This window comes from Lysinibacillus telephonicus, assembly GCF_003966145.1.
GTDB lineage: Bacteria > Bacillota > Bacilli > Bacillales_A > Planococcaceae > Ureibacillus > Ureibacillus telephonicus.
Map to the genome: position 1 here is coordinate 13,783 of NZ_RXNR01000036.1, position 18,794 is coordinate 32,576.

General features: G+C 36.0%; 11 protein-coding genes. 1 reads left to right on the top strand and 10 read right to left on the bottom strand.

Annotation, left to right across the window (positions count from 1 at the left end):
* Nucleotides 1-244: 244 nt before the first annotated feature.
* The 7 genes from EKG35_RS12815 to EKG35_RS12845 all read right to left on the bottom strand — a co-directional run bounded on the left by EKG35_RS12815 (nt 245) and on the right by EKG35_RS12845 (nt 10,440).
* Complete coding sequence (locus tag EKG35_RS12815; RefSeq protein WP_126294857.1) at nt 245-1,792, bottom strand: response regulator; 1,548 nt, start codon at nt 1,790-1,792, stop codon at nt 245-247.
* The gene (locus tag EKG35_RS12820; protein WP_246020352.1) at nt 1,785-3,590 is read right to left on the bottom strand and encodes a sensor histidine kinase; all 1,806 of its coding nucleotides are present in this window, start codon (nt 3,588-3,590) and stop codon (nt 1,785-1,787) included. The genes EKG35_RS12815 and EKG35_RS12820 overlap by 8 nt, the downstream gene beginning before the upstream one ends.
* Nucleotides 3,591-4,278: 688 nt before the next feature.
* Nucleotides 4,279-5,388 carry a glycoside hydrolase family 88/105 protein gene (locus EKG35_RS12825; RefSeq protein WP_126294858.1) on the bottom strand — a complete coding sequence of 370 codons (1,110 nt, stop codon included), beginning with the start codon at nt 5,386-5,388 and terminating at the stop codon, nt 4,279-4,281.
* A gap of 195 nt (nt 5,389-5,583) precedes the next feature.
* Nucleotides 5,584-6,933 carry an ABC transporter substrate-binding protein gene (locus tag EKG35_RS12830; protein ID WP_246020354.1) on the bottom strand — a complete coding sequence of 450 codons (1,350 nt, stop codon included), beginning with the start codon at nt 6,931-6,933 and terminating at the stop codon, nt 5,584-5,586.
* A 50-nt stretch (nt 6,934-6,983) separates the two neighbouring features.
* Nucleotides 6,984-7,820, bottom strand: coding sequence for a carbohydrate ABC transporter permease (locus EKG35_RS12835; protein WP_126294859.1), 837 nt, complete (start codon nt 7,818-7,820; stop codon nt 6,984-6,986).
* An 8-nt stretch (nt 7,821-7,828) separates the two neighbouring features.
* A complete protein-coding gene (locus tag EKG35_RS12840; protein WP_126294860.1) occupies nt 7,829-8,770 on the bottom strand; it encodes a carbohydrate ABC transporter permease in 942 nt (313 codons plus the stop codon).
* A gap of 359 nt (nt 8,771-9,129) precedes the next feature.
* Nucleotides 9,130-10,440: a Gfo/Idh/MocA family protein gene (locus EKG35_RS12845; RefSeq protein WP_126294861.1), complete on the bottom strand. Its 1,311-nt coding sequence runs from the start codon at nt 10,438-10,440 to the stop codon at nt 9,130-9,132.
* Between the two features lie 381 nt (nt 10,441-10,821).
* Between EKG35_RS12845 and EKG35_RS12850 the strand changes: the two genes are divergently transcribed.
* A complete protein-coding gene (locus tag EKG35_RS12850; RefSeq protein WP_126294862.1) occupies nt 10,822-11,598 on the top strand; it encodes an alpha/beta hydrolase in 777 nt (258 codons plus the stop codon).
* 279 nt (nt 11,599-11,877) lie between these two features.
* Here EKG35_RS12850 and EKG35_RS12855 read toward each other — a convergent pair whose 3' ends face one another.
* The 3 genes from EKG35_RS12855 to icmF all read right to left on the bottom strand — a co-directional run bounded on the left by EKG35_RS12855 (nt 11,878) and on the right by icmF (nt 18,775).
* On the bottom strand, nt 11,878-13,476 hold the full coding sequence (locus EKG35_RS12855) for a CTP synthase (RefSeq protein WP_126294863.1): 1,599 nt from the start codon (nt 13,474-13,476) through the stop codon (nt 11,878-11,880).
* An 806-nt stretch (nt 13,477-14,282) separates the two neighbouring features.
* Entirely contained in the window at nt 14,283-14,867 is a 585-nt protein-coding gene (gene rpoE, locus EKG35_RS12860; protein WP_185807748.1) for a DNA-directed RNA polymerase subunit delta, read from the bottom strand.
* A gap of 632 nt (nt 14,868-15,499) precedes the next feature.
* Entirely contained in the window at nt 15,500-18,775 is a 3,276-nt protein-coding gene (icmF, locus tag EKG35_RS12865) for a fused isobutyryl-CoA mutase/GTPase IcmF (RefSeq protein WP_126294865.1), read from the bottom strand.
* Nucleotides 18,776-18,794: the final 19 nt, after the last annotated feature.

Below are 18,794 nucleotides of genomic sequence, written 5' to 3' on the forward strand. Positions count from 1 at the left end.
TTTTTTAAATCTTTGGAAAAATAATTGTAGAAATGCTTCTAAAATGGGGCGAAAATTCCTTTCTTCGTGAAATGTGCTCTTAATAGCTCATAGGGTGCGTTATTTTTTGTATTACTTACTAATTTATCCGCAGATATCACCACTCCTTTTAACAAAGCCAAAAAAAATAAAGGTCAGACCCCCTCTAACTCAACATTAGTTTCGTTGGGGGCTTATACCCTTTAATATATTTTATCTGTTGAATTTATTTAAACTGCTTTTTATACTCAGCAGGAGTATAGCCAGTAAATTTTTTAAAACAAATACTAAAATATTGAGGATTATTATAGCCTACTTTTTCACAAACTTCATATGTTTTCTTATCACCTTTACGCAATTCTTCCATGGCTTTCTTCATCCTTAACTCCAATAAGAAATCTCCAAAATTAATTCCTTTTTCGAGTTTAAATAAATTACTTAAATACGGAGCACTAACATGGATAAATTCAGCCACTTTTTTGAGTGTCAAGGTGCTGTCATGAAAGTGATCTTTGATGTACATAATTGCTTGATCAACATGGCTGAAATGATTCTTGTCCTCTTTTTTATACATTTCATCAGACCATTGTTGTATTAATCGATTTAAAATCTCCATCATTTCTGAAAGGGTTTCCATTTTTATGATATCTTGATAAACATCCGATGAATTAAAACTCTTAATCTCCTCTTTTTTCCACTTTTCAACTTCGAAAAAGAGCATCGTACTAAACTTTAATGCGATAATTTTTAGTTCAGTCAACGGCACGGATTTTTTTTCAATAATCGCTTTATTTAATTGATTAAGCGTTTCACTCACCTTTTCAGGTATTCCTAACTTAATTTGATTTTCTAATTCAAATTCCAATTCTTTCAAACGACTTTCAGTTTCTTCCTTGCTTGAAACGGTATCTTCAAATGAAAATACCTTGCCTATCCCCATAATATGTCTCAAATCCATAGCTAAACGTGATTCAAGCAATGATTTGCCTAGCTCGAATAAATTTGAGTAAGTTCTACCAAGCGTTATTGTTATAGAATGTTTGACGGAATTACAACAATCAAACAATTGTTGTACAAGCTGTCCCTTCCTTACATCATTTTCTCCTTCCAGAGATAAAAGAATTGCGAATTCATTAGCATCGATATTTATGACAATAAAATTATTCTGTGAAAAAAAGGAAGAGGTAATCTCTGATATCTTTTGTTTACATTCATCATGAAAACCGGTAGAAGAATGAACAAGTACCGCGCCATAGTTAGGGCCTTCTAACTCAACCCCAAGCTCGGCTAATTCCTTTTCTATATCCATCCACTCCTCCCCTCCCTTCATCAACTCTTGAAAGAATTTTTGCTGAAGATAAGGCAAGGATTCTGTGATTCTTTTTTCTTTTTTTGTTTGCTGTTCCCAATCTGCTGCTGCTTCTTTTGCTTTATGTAACAATTGCTCGGAGTCCACTGGCTTTAGTAAATAATCATATGCTTTAAGTTTCACCGCTTGTTGAGCATACTTGAAATCTTCGAAGCCTGTTAGAAAAATAATTCTCGTTTCCGGGCTAATTTCTCTTATTTTTTTCGCCATTTCTAACCCATCCATAAATGGCATATTAATATCTGAGATGACGACTTGGGGTTGTTCTTTTTCAATTAACCCAAGTGCCACCTCACCATCTCCTGCTTCCCCTGCAACGATAAATCCATGCTCATCCCACTTGATTGACTGACAAATCCCACGACGAATAATACGATCATCTTCAACAACAATCACTTTATACATTTTCGCTGATCTCCCCCTTTGTTTTGGGAATAAGAATGCTCACCACTGTGCCTTGACCAGATTCACTTGATATATGCAAACCATACTCTTTTCCAAAGTGAATTTTAATTCGTTCATTTACACTTTTTAGCCCAATCCCAATAAAACTCTTTTTCTCTTGAAAGGAAGCTTCCATTTCTCTTAAAATCTCTACTAATTTCTCTTTTTCAATGCCATTCCCATTATCAGCCACCTCTAGGTGAATCGCATCTCCTGTCTGATAGCCTTTTATTGTAATCTTCCCTTGTCCTCTCCTCTGCTTTACACCATGGTAAATGGCATTTTCAATCAAAGGCTGCAATGAAAGTTTAATAATGTTATAGGATAAAATGTCATCTTCAACATCAATTACGTAGGAAAAGTCATCCCCATATCGCATTTCCTGGATGAATAAATAGTGCTCAATATGTTCAATCTCATCCTTAATTGAAATAATTTCTTTCCCTTTACTAATTCCTATACGGAAAAAGCTTGAGAGAGCACTTATCATTTGGCTTGCATCCTTATTTAATCCCATATCACATAATCCTTTAATCGAATAAAGTGTATTATAAAGAAAATGAGGATTAATTTGCGCATGCATAATCGCAAATTCTAATTGCCTTTTCTCCTCCTGTTCTAACTGAATCTGTTCCATCAATGATTGAGTTCGTAAAAGTAACTCTTTAAACCCATTATGAAGTATTTTCATCTCCTCTGGACCAGACGATTCATCATAAAAAGCAAGACTCTCCCTGTTAATAGTACGCATTTGCTTAGCCATTTTTTCAAATGGTTTTGAGATATACTTTCCAACTAAGGAGGTTAAAAAGATAGCACTAACAATCATTATTAATATGAAAAAAACAGTAGAGTGTTTTATGTAATTTACTTTATTTAATATTTCACTTTCAGGAACAACAGCCGCCAGTTTCCATTTATTAGCCTCAATCGTGTCATAAATCACGATCATATCTTCACCGGCAACGCTTTCATAAGAGAATTGCCCACTCTCATCTTCTGTATTTTGAAGTGAATAGAGTGTTTTATTATCTAGCTTATATTCTGTTTTAACGTCTTTCGATTCATATTTGCCATTTGGGCTAATTAGTGTTAAATAGCCATTTTCCCCGATTAACGATTTGTTTAATACTTGTTCAAAATAATCATCTCGAAGATTAAATAGGATAATCCCTCTATCAGACGAGGATTTTCTCTCAATTAATCTAAATACTGAGATCACTTGATCATTCGTATTAAAAATTTCATCTTCATGCATATTTCTCCAATAAAAACCTTCTTTGCTTCCATTATATTGATTAAAATAATCCTCATATAAAACTGATGGATTCGAATTATAATCACTATGATAAAGGAAAAACTCTCCTTGATTGAGATCAATGAGAACGGATTCAATTATGACGTTATATCGGGAATATACATGCTGCAAACTCTTATCAATTTCCACATAATATTCTGGTTTAATTTCTGATTCCTCAGTTCCAACCAAGTTTAAAATCCTTGGGTTACTCGATACAGTAACTAGTTGCTGGAAAACATCTGAAAGCATATAGTCTAAATAATTCTTTGTTTGGAAAATCGTATCATTGACATTTTTATATGCATTTTCTTCAATTTGTGCGGTTGCAAGCATAGAAGAAACCCATCCAGAAATGGATATAAAAATAATAATGATAGGTAAATAGAGAGTGTTAATCGTCGATTTAATAGAGTACAGAAAATATTTCTGAATTAAGTTCTTTATTTTCTTAACCATCATTTATACTCTCCTTCTCTCCTATCTAAACAATAACTGATATTATGTAAGCGGTAAACAAAATTCGCCTCTTTATTCTAAATATACTAAATTTTCACTATACTCCACAACCATATATAGATTGATTTAGGAATTTAACTGACCTATTAAAATGGTTATAAATTTCCTTAGTCGAGCGAAAGCTTTGTAGAGTTATAAATTGAAAAGTATATTAAATAGGAGCTTCCATTTCGTTAACTTTACTAATAAAACTTTCATAAGCTTTCAAACCCATGTACCTAGACAAAAGGGCTTAAATCTTGAGAGATGGCTTGCAGTCTCTAAGAGTCATAATCATTATTTACCCAATATTTATTGATCAATAGCTGTACAAATAGGAAAGAAAAAAGCACTCGTTGCGATTTCACATCGAATGCTTCAGGCTAAACTCCATGTTATTGTACAAGGAGCCTTGTATGTGCCCCAAATAAATACAAAATATTTTATACAAGCGACCCCTCAAGAGGCAGCTCTCATTACTTATTGACAATCCATCATGATTACTCAATGACTCTATGGATTATATATTTTCACAGAAAAAATTTTAACGACTTATAAATTCAGTTTTTTGACGAAAGCTTTTCCTCAAATAAAATCAACGGTTTCGCTTGGATCCAAAATTACCTCATCACATACTACAAATCCAACTATATTATGCTTTTATAAGGTCGTAATATGCCATACTTCCCAAGATAAATGCACCCATGCCATGTAAATCATTTTCAGATGTTGGGCGGTCCACATAGTAGTCATACACTCCAGCCGAAGTGCCAATGCAAATTCCACTTAAAGTAAGTGTAGAATCCTTTTCTTCCACCATGTGCTCTATCAATCCCTTATAGATTTTATCTGCTACCGCACGATAGGAATCGTCTACATAACCATGTCCAATAGCTTTCGATATAAAATAAAGGAACAATGCAGAACTAGAGGACTCTAACCAGTTATCTTCTAGACTGCCTTTATCTACAATCTGATACCATAAGCCCGTTTTGTCATCTTGGAAGTTAACAATAGCTGGTATGAAGCTTTGAAGAGCTTGAATTAATTCTTCTTGCCCTCGCTTTCGATCCCCTAAAAGCTCTAACAAATCAATCAATGCTGTGCCATACCAACCAAGTGCACGTCCCCAAAATTCTGGTGAACAGCCTGTTTCAGCATTCGCCCATGGCTGAACCCTACGCTCATCCCACGCATGGTAGAGTAGACCTGTTTTCTCGTCTGTCATATTTTTTCTCATTAATTTTTCTTGCAAAAGAACTGTTTGAATTAGTTCTTCTTCATGGAAATGCTGGCTGTAAAGAACCATGAATGGCCCGCCCATGAAAAGTCCATCTAACCACATTTGATATGGATATTTCTCTTTATGCCAGAAGCCATTTTCTGATGTTCTATTCAGCGTATCTAATGCACTTCTTAATCGCTTAGCTGCAATCATATACCTTTGATCATTTGTTTCTTCATATAATGGAAACAACAGAATTCCTGCCATTGTTGAGTCAAGCTCATCCCTCGCGAAACACAAATTTCCATACTCATCAATTAAACAATCATAATAGGCTTTAATATAGTCAAAGTATTCCTTCTTACCTGTTTCTTGATAGACTCTGTACATTCCATACAGAAAAACACCTTGATGGTAGTGAAAAGCTTTTGCAGGCGGCAATTCTTCGGGACGAAATGCTTGCATTAAAGCTTGACATGCCTTTTCCGCCATCACCAATGGAGTTTCAGTTGCAATTGTATCTGTTGTCTTTCCCATTGTTCATTCCCCTTTTCTTGAAAGTATTTCACCTATATTGAAGGATTGGGCTGATCCTTTACCTGCCCGTTCGTTTTCCTGTATTAATCGTGAAAAAACGAGTGAATTAGTAACATACTTAAATTTTATAAACAATGCTTTTTTAAAACTTCATTCAGTGGAGACTTCCCCCACTGAATGAGTTTACGTCATCGTTTAATTGTTAAACGTCTGATCATATTTTTCTTTTGACTCTTCAATTGCTTTAGCCCATTCATCTAAGAATTCTTTTGCTGTCTTTTGGCCACTCATCACTTGTTGGATCCCAGGGTCTACTAAATTATCAAGAATTGAACGATAATCTGGTAAGTAGAATGGCGGTTCATAAAGCTTAGTTTCAGGGTTTTCATACACTTCAAACGCTACCTTAATATGCTGTGCATTTTGTACCCACTCGTCATCCAATACATCAGCGTTTGTTGGGATTTGCCCAGTAGATTCATTCCACAAGCTTTGTGCTTCAGCAGAGTTTACAAACTCGACAAATTTCCAAGCAGCATCAGGATGTTCTGTACTCTTGAAGATTGCTACATTGACAGCGTTTCCACCTTCAGCAACGTATTTACCATCCTCTGTCTTAGGCAGTGGAATCGTCTTAAATGTACCTTCTTCTAATGATTTTTTGTGCTCACCGTAAGAGCCAACATTATGGTGTACCATTGCAACAACACCAGTATCAAAACCTGCAATCATTTCCTTATATCCATTTGTAATATCACTCTTTGGAGTGAATTTTTCATAGTAAGATAGGTATTTTTCAACAAATTCGACATGTTTAGGGTCATTGATATTTACTTTACCATCTTCCCCAAAATAATCTAAACCGCTGTAAGCAAACATTAAACGCTGAAGCTGGAAGGATCCTCCTGCCCCACCGCGGATTGTGTATCCATAGCGACCATTTTCCTTATCCGTCATTTTTTCAATTGCAGTAAAGAACTCTTCAAATGTCTCTGGTTCTTTTACTCCTGCTTCCTCAAACCAATCTGTACGGATCCAGATTGTATCTAAGTTTTGAGCATATGGAACTCCATACAATTTGCCATCTTGTGTGATTTTCTTATTGAATTCAATCGCACTTGCATTAATTTTATCCTTTATTTCAGAACCTTCGAAGTATTCATCGAGAGGAATTAATGCTTCACGGATAGAGAATTCTGGAAGCCATGTTGTTTGAACAGATCCAACATCTGGAGTATCATTTGCAGCAATGGCTGCATCATATTTTGATTTAGCTGATTTATTTGGAATTCCTACATACTCAACGTCAATATTTGGATTTGCATCTTCAAACTGTTTAATAATTTCTTCCCACAACGGTGTACGCTCTGGACTTGCATTTTCATCCCAGAAAGTAATTTTTACAGGTTCATCTGAATTACTTTCTGAGTCAGTTGGTAAAGAAGATGTCGTTTCATCATCACCACTGCAACCAGCAAGCAGCAATCCTGAAACAATTGAAAATGCTAAAATAGAACTTTTGTATTTTCCCCTTTTCATAAACATGATGTTTCCCCCTATTCCTTTTCATCATTGTATTTATTTTTATTACAAAATTAACCTTTGACAGCTCCACCCATGCCATTGACAAGGTGTTTCTGTGCGTAGGCAAATAATATAACCGCAGGAATTAAAGCAATCACACTTCCAGCTGCTAATGCTCCATAGTTAACGTTAAATTCTCCCATCATTGAACTTAAGCCGACAGGGAGCGTGAACCTGGATTGTTGGTTAGTCAGCATCAAGGCTAATAAAAATTCATTCCAAGTATAAATGAATGTAAATACTCCTGTTGCCACGATCCCCGGCATTAGTAATGGAAAGACAACATGGCGCAGGGCTTGTAATTTTGAACATCCATCAATCATGGCCGCTTCTTCCAATTCCCTTGGAACATTTGAAATAAATCCTGACATAAGAATCGTTGTAAATGGAATCTCAACGGCTGTATACGTAATGATTAATGAAAGCGGATGACTAATTAATCCTAAATTTTTAAAGATAATAAATAATGGGATAATCATCATTGCCCTAGGGATAAATTGAGTACATAATAGCATCAGCATGAAACCCTTTTTCCCTTTAAAATTGTATCTAGCTAGAGCGTAACCAGATAAAGTAGAGCAAATAAGAACAATGATAACTGTACATATCCCGACGATTAAGCTATTTTTAAAGAATGTGGCAAATCCAATATTGGTCCAGGCATAAACAAAGTTTTCAACTGTCGGATTTGCTGGCAAGTATTGGAGTGGACGCTTAAGAATATCTCCTTCCGGTTTCAATGCTGTATTGATTGTCCAATAAATTGGAAACAAGGTAAAGCTAAGCATTAACGCTAGAGGTACGTATAAAGTTAAGATTCTATCTAGTTTTTTATTTTTAGAAAACATCCCTCAAATCACTCCTTTTCATAACGTGATAGCCTCAAATAAAGGATGGCAAAGATTAATAGAATACCAAAGGAAACAACCGTTAATGCTGAACCGTAACCGAAATTACTTCCGTGTACAGCTAAATCAGCTATATACATCGTTAGGGTTGTCGTTGAATGTGCAGGGCCACCGCCTGTTAAGTTGAATAGAAGATCGACGTTATTAAATTCCCAAACTACCCTTAATAATGTTGTTAAAATAATTGTATTTTTTAGTTGTGGCAGAGTGACGTAGATAAATGATTTCCATCTGCTTGCACCATCCACTCGTGCAGCTTCATATAATTCGTTTGGAATACTTTGCAAGGAAGCTAATAGAGTAATAGCGAAGAAAGGAATTCCCCTCCATAATTCAGCAATTACCACAGCTCCAAAAGCGGTTGATGTACTTGCTAAAAATGCCATTGGTTCGTTAATGAGTCCCAATTTCATAAGCATGTCATTGATAACACCCATATGTTCATTGAACATCATTGACCACATAACGGAAGCAAGTACTCCTGAAATCGCCCAAGGTATAAAGGCAACCGCTCGTGCCAACCCTCTAAATTTGAAGGTTTGGTTCAGTAATAAAGCCAAAATCATACCAAAAATTAATTGCAGACCGACTTCTGAAACAACCCACTTCAAACTGTTAATTAAACTTGGGATAAACATTTGATCTTGTGTAAAGATTTTTATAAAATTATCAAGTCCTGCAAAACTATTGTAGTAAGGTGCAGATACATCATAGTTTTGAAGACTGTAGTAGAATACAGTTGCTATTGGGTAAAACAGAAACCCTAAAATAATAAGAAATGATGGCAATATAAAAAGATAAGGTACCCATTTATCTTTCTTTATTTTCTTTTTATGAACCACTTTTTTACTGTTTACAGCAGTTTCAGGAAATCCTTGTGAATAACTCATTTAGTTTCCTCCTTCCTAATTTCAATTGTAAATGAAAACGGTTTCTTTAATAATTAAAGATTTTAAGATGATTAGTAAAAATTTTAAGATATTTTAGAAAATTACTTTTACGGAATTTTTTTCAAAAACAAGTCAAGCTTTACTGCTATTAATCAGGCAGTTAGGAATGATTATTTTCTATTTTAGAGTGCGATAGGCGTGAGTAATCTCGATGCAAAAGCTTGTGAGGCCTCACCTGCCCCCGCTAATCCCGATGCTGACTCGCCTATTACACTCAAGCTACCGTAAACGTTAACTTTCAAAAAACCTATTTAAAAATAACAACTTATTAAAAGAGGCCCTTATTTCATGTCTACTTTTTATTTAGTAGAATGGCTCGTAACTTTCTTTGGCTGGAATAAAAGCTCTTTTATTTTCATAGGCTTTCCTTCTTTGACAGATCTCCATACACCTTCTCCAACTGCAATCGAATAAGCACCTGCTTCTGAGCCAGCTAAAATTGGATAGTTCCGGGACGGGTCAGGACCGAGAAAGAGATCTTCTAGTAAAATTGGATCTCCCCCTCCGTGGCCCCCAGGATTTTTGACTAGTTCTATCGTTTCTTTTGCACCGAAAAGCGGAAAATAATCGATTGTTTGCTCCGGATAATTAAAGTGGATTCTTGATGGTTCATGGAATTCAGTTGTCTCGATTCTTCCTTTTGTTCCATTGATAGCAAGTCGATATCCCTCATATGGAGCTGAGAAATTAATTGAATAGCTTAGTAAACTTCCTCCATCATATTTCACTGTGGCAACATAAGTATCTTCAATATTAATCTCCTCATCGTAAATACAAGCATCAGGTCTGTAGTTGGTATAAGGAATTTCCTCATAAACACCTGCCAGAAGATGGTCGTCCCTCACAGTATTGGAACCACTGCGTGGATTCCAACGTCTGTAATAGGCACAGTTTCTCTGCTCATCACAGTTCCCACAAAAGCGGCTTGCTTCCTTACGAGGATTTAATTCACCACCCGGGCCATAATAATGTAGAGCTCCATAGGCAAACACTTCTTCTGGTTTTTGGTCCAACCACCAATTCACTAGATCAAAGTGATGAGTTGATTTATGAACAGACAACCCTCCTGAAAGTTTTCGATCTCGGTTCCACCTTCTAAAATAACTAGAGCCATGGAACGTATCAATATACCAATTTAAGTCAACAGAAGTAACTCTACCGACTTTGCCTTCAAGAATCATTTCTTTGATTTTCCTGTGAAATGGACTGTATCGATAGTTAAACGTGACAATGACACTTGCATCACTTTCTGCTTCAGCCTGCATGACTTTATAGGCATCTTGGGCATTTGTCACCATTGGTTTTTCTGTAATCACATTCACTTGCTTTTGCAACGATTTTAGAATGTAATCAACATGGGTATCATCTCTTCCCGCAACAATGACATAATCTGGTTTTGTCTGATCAATCATTGTTTCAAATTGTTCTGAAGAAAACGTTGGAACATGTTTAAGGAGTGGGTATTTTTGTTTACATATGGTAAAGCGATAAGAATCGGAATCAAGTAACCCCACAATCTCGCTTTCTTTTGAAAACTCGTTGATCATTGGACCGATAAACATTTGTAATGCCCGGTTACTAACACCACAAATGACATACTTTTTTTTCATACAACTATCCCCCTATTTCCATGATGTTAGCGCTATCATTTTAATTACCTAAATCTAGCAAAGGTAAAGATAGTGTAATTCAATCCTTCCCGACTCTCAATCAAACTTTCTATTTACCTTAAAATTTTAATCATTCATCTTAAAATCTTTAATTATTTTCAAAAGTGAATTCACCTAAAATTTAAATGAGTGACAAAACAGTTGGAGGGAATTATGCTCAATAATAATTGGTTGTTTAAAGCCTTAAATTATCACCTGCTCAGTCTTGTCGGCTCTTATCCAGTAAAGATTTCTAGCTTTTCTATGATAGAGAAAATGCAGTTAAACTTTAAGATCCTTGCTTAGTTTTAAAAAATACATTTATAAAAGAGGCGATGTAATATGACATACTTACTATGGCCAGAAACAAGGATGGAAAATAACGAAGATGTCCCTACCCTGACTCCCTATCTAGTTGAGCACTCAGTGGGTCGTGGTGCTATCATTATTTGTCCTGGTGGAAGCTATCAGCGCCGTGCAAATCACGAGGGGGAGCCCATTGCAAAGTGGTTAAACTCTCTTGGAATCTCAGCGTTTGTACTAAATTATCGAGTAGCTCCATATAAACATCCCGCTCCATTATCAGATGCCCAACGTGCAATTCGTTTTGTCCGTTTTCATTCTAAAGATTGGAACCTCGATAAACAGAAAGTTGCCATTCTTGGTTTTTCTGCCGGGGGACATTTAGCTGCTTCAGCCTCTACACTGTCCAGTTTTCATGCTTATCAACCGAGTGATGAGATTGATCAGGAAAGCTGCCAGCCAGATTTCGCAATACTTTGTTATCCTGTTATTTCTTTTTTAGAGAATTATCATGATGGGTCCCTCCATAACCTACTAGGAGAAAATCCCACTAATGAGCTACGAGCTAATTTATCTAATGAGTTAAACGTCTCCACTCACACTCCACCGACGTTTTTATGGCATACGGCTGACGATGCTACTGTTCCTGTTGAAAATAGCCTTTTATATGCCAGAGCTTTATCGAAATGGAACGTACCTTACGAAATGCATATCTTCCCAAACGGCCGCCATGGTCTGGGCCTTGCAGAAAGTGATGTAGTTGTTGGACAATGGAAGGACTTATGTAAAAGCTGGCTTGTAAGACAAGGTTTTTAAAGAGTCGAACTTTCTCTCCCTTATTTGAATATAAAAATAGAAAGGGGCTAACCCAAAGTGAATGAATTATCACTTTTGGGTTAGCCCCTTTGTTAAGAAATTCATATTAAGCGCTAATAACTTTGCTCTAAAATAACTTTGATGCCTGAAGTGCCCAATTCACCTATTATTTTCGTCAAGCTTCGTGTGCTTGTCCCCGTATCGGCACTTTTCCACCGGTGAAATAACACATCAAGTTTCCTCTGCTAGTTGCAGAGTACTTACTAACTCATTTATTTTTTAGCGATTGTTAAATGCTGCACCAACAAACTCGCGGAATAGCGGTTGTGGGCGTTGTGGACGTGAAATCAATTCTGGGTGGAATTGACAAGCCACATAGAATTTTTTATCAGGCAACTCAATAATTTCAACTAATTTATTGTCAGGGCTTGTACCTGAGAATACAAGTCCTTCTGCTTCCATCGCTTCACGGAACTCGTTATTAAATTCATAACGATGACGATGACGTTCATATACAAGCTCATCATTATAAGCTGCCATTGCGCGTGATCCCTCTTTTAATTTACATGGATATAATCCTAAACGTAATGTTCCACCTAAATCGATATCATCACTTTGATCTGGCAGGAAGTCGATAATTGGATATGGTGTTTCTTTATTAAGCTCAGTTGAATGTGCACCTTCTAATCCAAGAACATTGCGTGCAAATTCTACTGTTGCCAATTGCATACCTAAGCAAATTCCTAAGAAAGGAACGTCGTTTTCACGTGCATATCTGATTGCAGAAATCTTTCCTTCTATTCCGCGATCACCGAACCCACCAGGTACTAAAATTCCATCAGCATCTTTTAATAATTCGTTAACATTTTCAGAATTTACGTGTTCTGCATTGATCCAGTCGACTTCGATATCTGAATCATAAACGTATCCTGCATGTTTTAATGCTTCTACTACTGAAATATAAGCATCTGGAAGTTCAACATATTTCCCAACAAGGGCAATACGTGTTTTATTTTTTAGATGTTTTACTTTATCTACAAATTGTTTCCAGTCAGACATGTCTGCTTCTGGTGCTTCGATGCCAAAGTGTTCTAGAACGATATCATCAAAGTCTTGAGCATGTAGATTTAATGGTACTTCATATAAATGTTCAGCGTCGCGAGATTCAATAATATCACGAGGTGTTACATCACAGAATAATGCTAATTTATCTTTCATATCTTGAGATACAGGTTGTTCAGTACGAACAACTAAAATATTTGGTTGAATACCTAAAGAACGTAATTCTTTCACAGAATGTTGTGTTGGTTTTGTTTTTAATTCACCAGCAGCAGCGATGTAAGGAATTAATGTACAGTGAACATACATTACATTGTGGTGGCCAAGATCTGATTTCATTTGGCGAATTGCTTCTAGGAATGGAAGCGATTCGATATCTCCCACTGTACCACCTACTTCTGTAATTACGATATCAGCATTTGTTTCACGACCTGCACGTTGAATACGATCTTTTATTTCATTTGTTACATGAGGAATTACTTGTACAGTTTTGCCGTTATAATCACCACGACGTTCTTTTGCAAGAACTGATTGATAAACACGTCCTGAAGTTACTGTTGAATGTTTCCCTAAATTGATATCGATAAAGCGTTCATAGTGACCTAAGTCTAAATCGGCTTCAGCACCGTCATCCGTTACAAACACTTCACCATGTTGATATGGACTCATTGTACCTGGGTCAATATTTAAATATGGATCAAATTTTTGAATTGTTACTTCTAATCCACGGTTTTTTAATAATCGTCCTAATGAAGATGCGACAATTCCTTTCCCTAGCGAAGAAACTACCCCACCTGTTACAAAAATATACTTCGTCATTTGCAAATTCCTCCTCATAACTACAATTGCTTTTATATCAATTACGCCACTTAAGATTGCACCTTTAAGTTGGTTGAAGGTACAAAAATAGTGCATGCGTAAAGATAAAATAAATAAATTTAATAACTCGTTTTAGCTGTCTACAACATTTATTCCCTTTATTCCAATTGCTAAAGCAAAAATAAAGCTTATCTTTTTTAAATATTGTTTTACTGAGTAGAAAAGTATAAGACATATGATTTATTTCTATTGCAAGCATACTAACCTCTTGAAGTGATTTGTATTCCTCGATGAAAGGGAAAAATCGAAAGATGCTTTCTTTTTGTACCTTCCGATTTACAGAATGTATTAGTGTCGCCTTTTCCAAAGGAAGAAACATTAATGTCAATCCGCGCTTAAAGCCACACAAGGTGATTTACAATAGCATTACCATTTGGCATTGTTTGTCATCTCACTTCTAAAATGCCTTGCCCTTTTCTTACCTGCAACATTCCACGAGCTTTTCAAACCTATACATTGGAGGATCTCCTTAATGAATCCTCTTTAAAAAACTAGAAATTAATTGTCTCCTTAAATGGTTGCTTACCGTGCTTATCACACTTTCAACACCTTTTTTGCTAAGACATTAACTCATTGAAATAGCCGGAAAAAATAAAAAAACGCTCCACCTGCAGTACGTTGCAGGGGGAGCGTGAATTTATCAATCACGGTCATTCTCCATTTTTAACGGAGCCCAAGTAAAAGATTATATTGAACGATAAAAGAAGTCAAGCCCTTTACGAAAATTAAGAAAAACTAATTAAAAATTAATCTTCATCTTCTTCGTCTAAAAGATCGTCCTCTTCCTCCTCATCATCAATAATAAATCCATCTTCTTCTTCAATTAATTCATCGTCAATGTCTGCATCAACATCTACATCTACTTCATCAATGCTGTCAATTTCTTCTTCAACGAAGTCCAAGTCGTCTTCGTCATCTAAATCATCATCTTCCAAATCGTCCTCAACGAATTCATCAAAGTCTTCTTCAAATACTAAATCTTCTTCATCAACAATTAATTCTTCCTCATCGTCTTCAAGAACAGCTTTTTTACGTTTACGAGCTTTAACTGTTGGTGCAGTTTCTTCTTCGATTGTTTCGATTTTGTACCATTCACGAAGACCCCAAGTATTTTCGTGGTTTAGAAGGAAACGACCTTCAATATTCATATCAGTATAAAACTGAACAAGTCTGCTTTGAATTTCTTCATCCGATAAACCGTTTAGATTTTGGATTTCTTTTAGTAAGTCGTGGAATGCAATAGGTGATTTTCTTTCTTCTAAAATTGCATAGGCTAAGTCAATTAACGATTCCTCTGCTAATTGTTCTTGTGTCATTTCACGAATATTCAACTCGTGCACGTCCTTTCTTTAAATACGTTTCATTCAATTTCTTCTTTATTAGAAATTGCGTCCAGATTTCGGACTCGTGTTTTCACGAGACTCTCCATTAGCGAATTCTCGTGATTCGTTGGAGGCATTATCTTTATTCATCAATAAAATCTAAACTATGTGGATGATTTTTTGAACAAAGATAATTATATCTTAAGCATAATATCCATTATATACAAAGTACTATAGACTATGCTAGTTTCATTTACTGTTTTTTATGTTATATATCTCTTTTAAGCCCAAGTAAAATAAAAAACAAGATAATATAAGGAGTGGGATTGACCCTAACTGCTTATTATACAAAAAGAAAGTAGCAACAAGGCATGCGAGTATGATGATATAGTGCGCGTATTGTTTAATCACTTGCAAATCCTTCCTTTCTGTATTTTTATTATAGCTAAATTTCCAAAAATAGTACTAATTATTACGTTGGAGAGTTTAACTTATTTTTAAGCAGCAACATTTATTAGAAATTTTTGTAGTTCAAGCAGTTGAAAATCAATTAAAATAATAACATTTCGTGTAGTATGAAATTAATTTATGCAATAATTGAGCGCTTGCTTGTTGCATAAGCAAGCGCCTTATTAGTGTATCTACATATTTCTTCTATATTGTCCTCCGACTTCATACATTGCTTTCGTAATTTGACCTAGGCTGGCTACTTTCACAGTCTCCATTAATTGCTCGAAAATATTTCCACCAGTTAGTGCAACTTCTTTTAATTTTTTTAACGATGCTTCACACTCTGCTTCATGTCGTTTATGGAAGTCCTGCAGGTTTTTAATTTGCAATTCTTTTTCTTCTTTTGAAGAACGTGCTACTTCCATGCTATCGATTTCTTCAGCAGAAGGTGGATTCGGATTTAAATAAGTATTTACTCCAATTATCGGAAGTTCTCCAGAATGTTTAAGCTGCTCATAATACATTGACTCTTCTTGGATTTTGCCGCGCTGGTATTGCGTCTCCATTGCACCTAACACACCGCCACGGTCATTTATACGTTCAAATTCTTCAAGAACGGCCTGCTCAACCAAATCTGTCAGCTCCTCAACGATAAATGAACCTTGCAGCGGATTCTCATTTTTTGATAGACCGTGTTCTTTCGTAATAATTAATTGGATAGCCATTGCACGGCGAACTGACTCTTCTGTTGGTGTTGTAATCGCCTCATCATATGCATTTGTATGAAGTGAATTACAATTATCTTGCAATGCCATCAATGCTTGAAGCGTTGTACGGATGTCATTAAAGTCGATTTCTTGTGCGTGTAGGGAACGCCCTGAAGTTTGGATATGGTATTTCAATTTTTGAGAACGTTCATTAGCCCCATATTTGTCACGCATTACAATTGCCCAAATTCTTCGCGCAACTCTTCCGATTACTGTATATTCAGGATCCAATCCATTTGAGAAGAAGAATGACAGATTTGGTGCGAAATCATCAATCTTCATGCCCCGGCTTAAATAATATTCAACATACGTAAAACCATTAGCAAGAGTAAAGGCTAACTGAGAAATCGGATTTGCCCCTGCTTCTGCAATATGGTAGCCGGAAATGGATACAGAATAATAATTGCGTACTTTGTGGTTGATAAAGTATTCTTGAATATCGCCCATCATTCTTAGCGCAAACTCAGTGGAGAAAATACAAGTATTTTGACCTTGATCTTCTTTTAATATATCTGCTTGGACTGTACCTCGAACTACTTGCAATGTTTTTTCACGCACTTCTGTAAATTCCTCAACAGTTAAAGTACGCCCAAGTTCTTCTTCCCGTTTTTTTACTTGCTGATCAATCGCCGTGTTCATAAACATAGCTAAAATAATTGGTGCAGGACCGTTAATCGTCATTGAAACAGATGTTGAAGGAGCACATAAATCAAAGCCGTCATACAGCTTCTTCATATCATCAAGTGTACAAACGCTTACACCAGACACGCCAACCTTACCGTAAATATCTGGACGGTAATCCGGATCTTCACCATAGAGTGTAACTGAATCAAATGCTGTAGATAAACGTTTTGCATCATCATCTTTTGATAAATAGTGAAAACGTTTATTTGTACGCTCTGGTGTACCTTCCCCTGCAAATTGGCGTTTTGGATCCTCCCCTTGCCGTTTAAAAGGAAATACTCCTGCTGTATATGGAAACTCCCCAGGGATGTTTTCAGCATATACCCATCGCAATATTTCACCGTAATCTTTAAATTTCGGTAAAACGACTTTAGGAATTTTTGTACCAGATAACGAAGTTGTTTTTAAAATCGTACGTATTTCTTTATCTCGAACTTTCGTAATAAATTCATCTCCAGAATACGCTTCTTTTAATTTTTCCCAATTATCCAGTATACGTTTTGACTCTTGAGATAATTCATTTTTTACGCTATCTGCCAAAGATTGAAGCGATTGTATTAGTACATCATTAGGTGAGCTTTCTAATACTTGCTTAATTGCCCCTTCAAGTTGATACAGTTTAGACGCCAGTTCAACTTGATGTGCTGCTTTTTTATGATAGTTTCGAACCGTTTCTACAATTTCTCGCAAATAATAACGTCGATCATTTGGGATAATGACATCTTGTTTTTGAGTTTTTACGAATTGCTCATAAGATGTTTTCCAATCGTAGCCGAATTTTCCATTAATCTTTTCAACAAGTGCTGCAAATAAAGAGTTTGTTCCTTTATCATTAAATTGACTAGCAATTGTACCATATACTGGCATTCTATCCAAGCTTTCTGACCATAATTCATGGGAACGCTGATATTGTTTTTGAACTTGACGAAGTGCATCCTCTGAACCTTTTCTTTCGAATTTATTAATTACAATTAAATCTGCATAGTCAATCATATCTATTTTTTCAAGTTGTGTCGGTGCACCAAATTCACTTGTCATAACATACATTGATAAATCTGTATATTTTGTAATTTCCGCATCCCCTTGGCCGATTCCACTTGTTTCTACAATAATAAGATCAAAGCCCGTCGCTTTTACAACATCAAGAACGTCTCCAATGGAAGCAGTCAGTTCTGTTCTAGAACCCCTAGTTGCCAGGCTTCTCATATATACCCGTTTATCAAAAATGGCATTCATTCGAATACGGTCCCCTAGTAGGGCTCCACCTGTTTTTTGTTTTGTTGGATCAACTGAAATAATTGCAACCTTTTTCTCCGGGAATTCACGTAAGAAACGTCGAATTAATTCATCTGTTAAAGATGATTTACCAGCCCCACCAGTACCAGTAATCCCTAATACAGGTGTATGTTTTGTTCTTTTACGGGCTTCTGCCAAAAATTCTGTGATTTCTGCATCTTCACCTATTTCAGCAGCTGTTATTAGATTTGCTAATATTTCTGGTGTATCTGTTGAAAGCTTATCTAATAAATCCAAGTAATTTCCTTTTAAAGTAGAGAAATCTGCCCCTTCTATCTGCTTATTAATCATTCCTTGCAGCCCTAATTGCATCCCGTCTTCTGGGGAAAAAATTCCTGCAATGCCGTAATCGTGAAGCTCTTTTATTTCACGTGGTAAAATAACTCCCCCGCCGCCCCCATAGATTTTAATATGTGGTGCACCTTTTTCACGTAGTAAGTCATACATATATTTGAAATATTCCAAATGTCCACCTTGATAAGAAGAAACGGCAATTGCCTGTGCATCTTCTTGTATAGCGGCGTTAACCACTTCTTCAACAGATCGATTATGTCCTAAATGAATGACTTCAGCACCACTTGCTTGTAAAATGCGACGCATAATATTAACGGATACGTCGTGTCCATCGAATAAACTAGACGCAGTCACAAAACGAACAGGGTGTTTTGGACGATATACTCCAGGTTTTTCGTTTTTTTCTACAAAATCAGCTTGCACCATATTAAATACCCCTTTCATT

Bases quoted from the DNA above. Each gene is read 5' to 3' on its own strand.
- EKG35_RS12830 (WP_246020354.1), bottom strand. From the start codon at position 6,933: ATGTTTATGAAAAGGGGAAAATACAAAAGTTCTATTTTAGCATTTTCA.
- EKG35_RS12820 (WP_246020352.1), bottom strand. From the start codon at position 3,590: ATGATGGTTAAGAAAATAAAGAACTTAATTCAGAAATATTTTCTGTAC.
- EKG35_RS12825 (WP_126294858.1), bottom strand. From the start codon at position 5,388: ATGGGAAAGACAACAGATACAATTGCAACTGAAACTCCATTGGTGATG.
- EKG35_RS12850 (WP_126294862.1), top strand. From the start codon at position 10,822: ATGACATACTTACTATGGCCAGAAACAAGGATGGAAAATAACGAAGAT.
- EKG35_RS12845 (WP_126294861.1), bottom strand. From the start codon at position 10,440: ATGAAAAAAAAGTATGTCATTTGTGGTGTTAGTAACCGGGCATTACAA.
- EKG35_RS12835 (WP_126294859.1), bottom strand. From the start codon at position 7,820: ATGTTTTCTAAAAATAAAAAACTAGATAGAATCTTAACTTTATACGTA.
- EKG35_RS12840 (WP_126294860.1), bottom strand. From the start codon at position 8,770: ATGAGTTATTCACAAGGATTTCCTGAAACTGCTGTAAACAGTAAAAAA.
- icmF (WP_126294865.1), bottom strand. From the start codon at position 18,775: ATGGTGCAAGCTGATTTTGTAGAAAAAAACGAAAAACCTGGAGTATAT.
- EKG35_RS12855 (WP_126294863.1), bottom strand. From the start codon at position 13,476: ATGACGAAGTATATTTTTGTAACAGGTGGGGTAGTTTCTTCGCTAGGG.
- EKG35_RS12815 (WP_126294857.1), bottom strand. From the start codon at position 1,792: ATGTATAAAGTGATTGTTGTTGAAGATGATCGTATTATTCGTCGTGGG.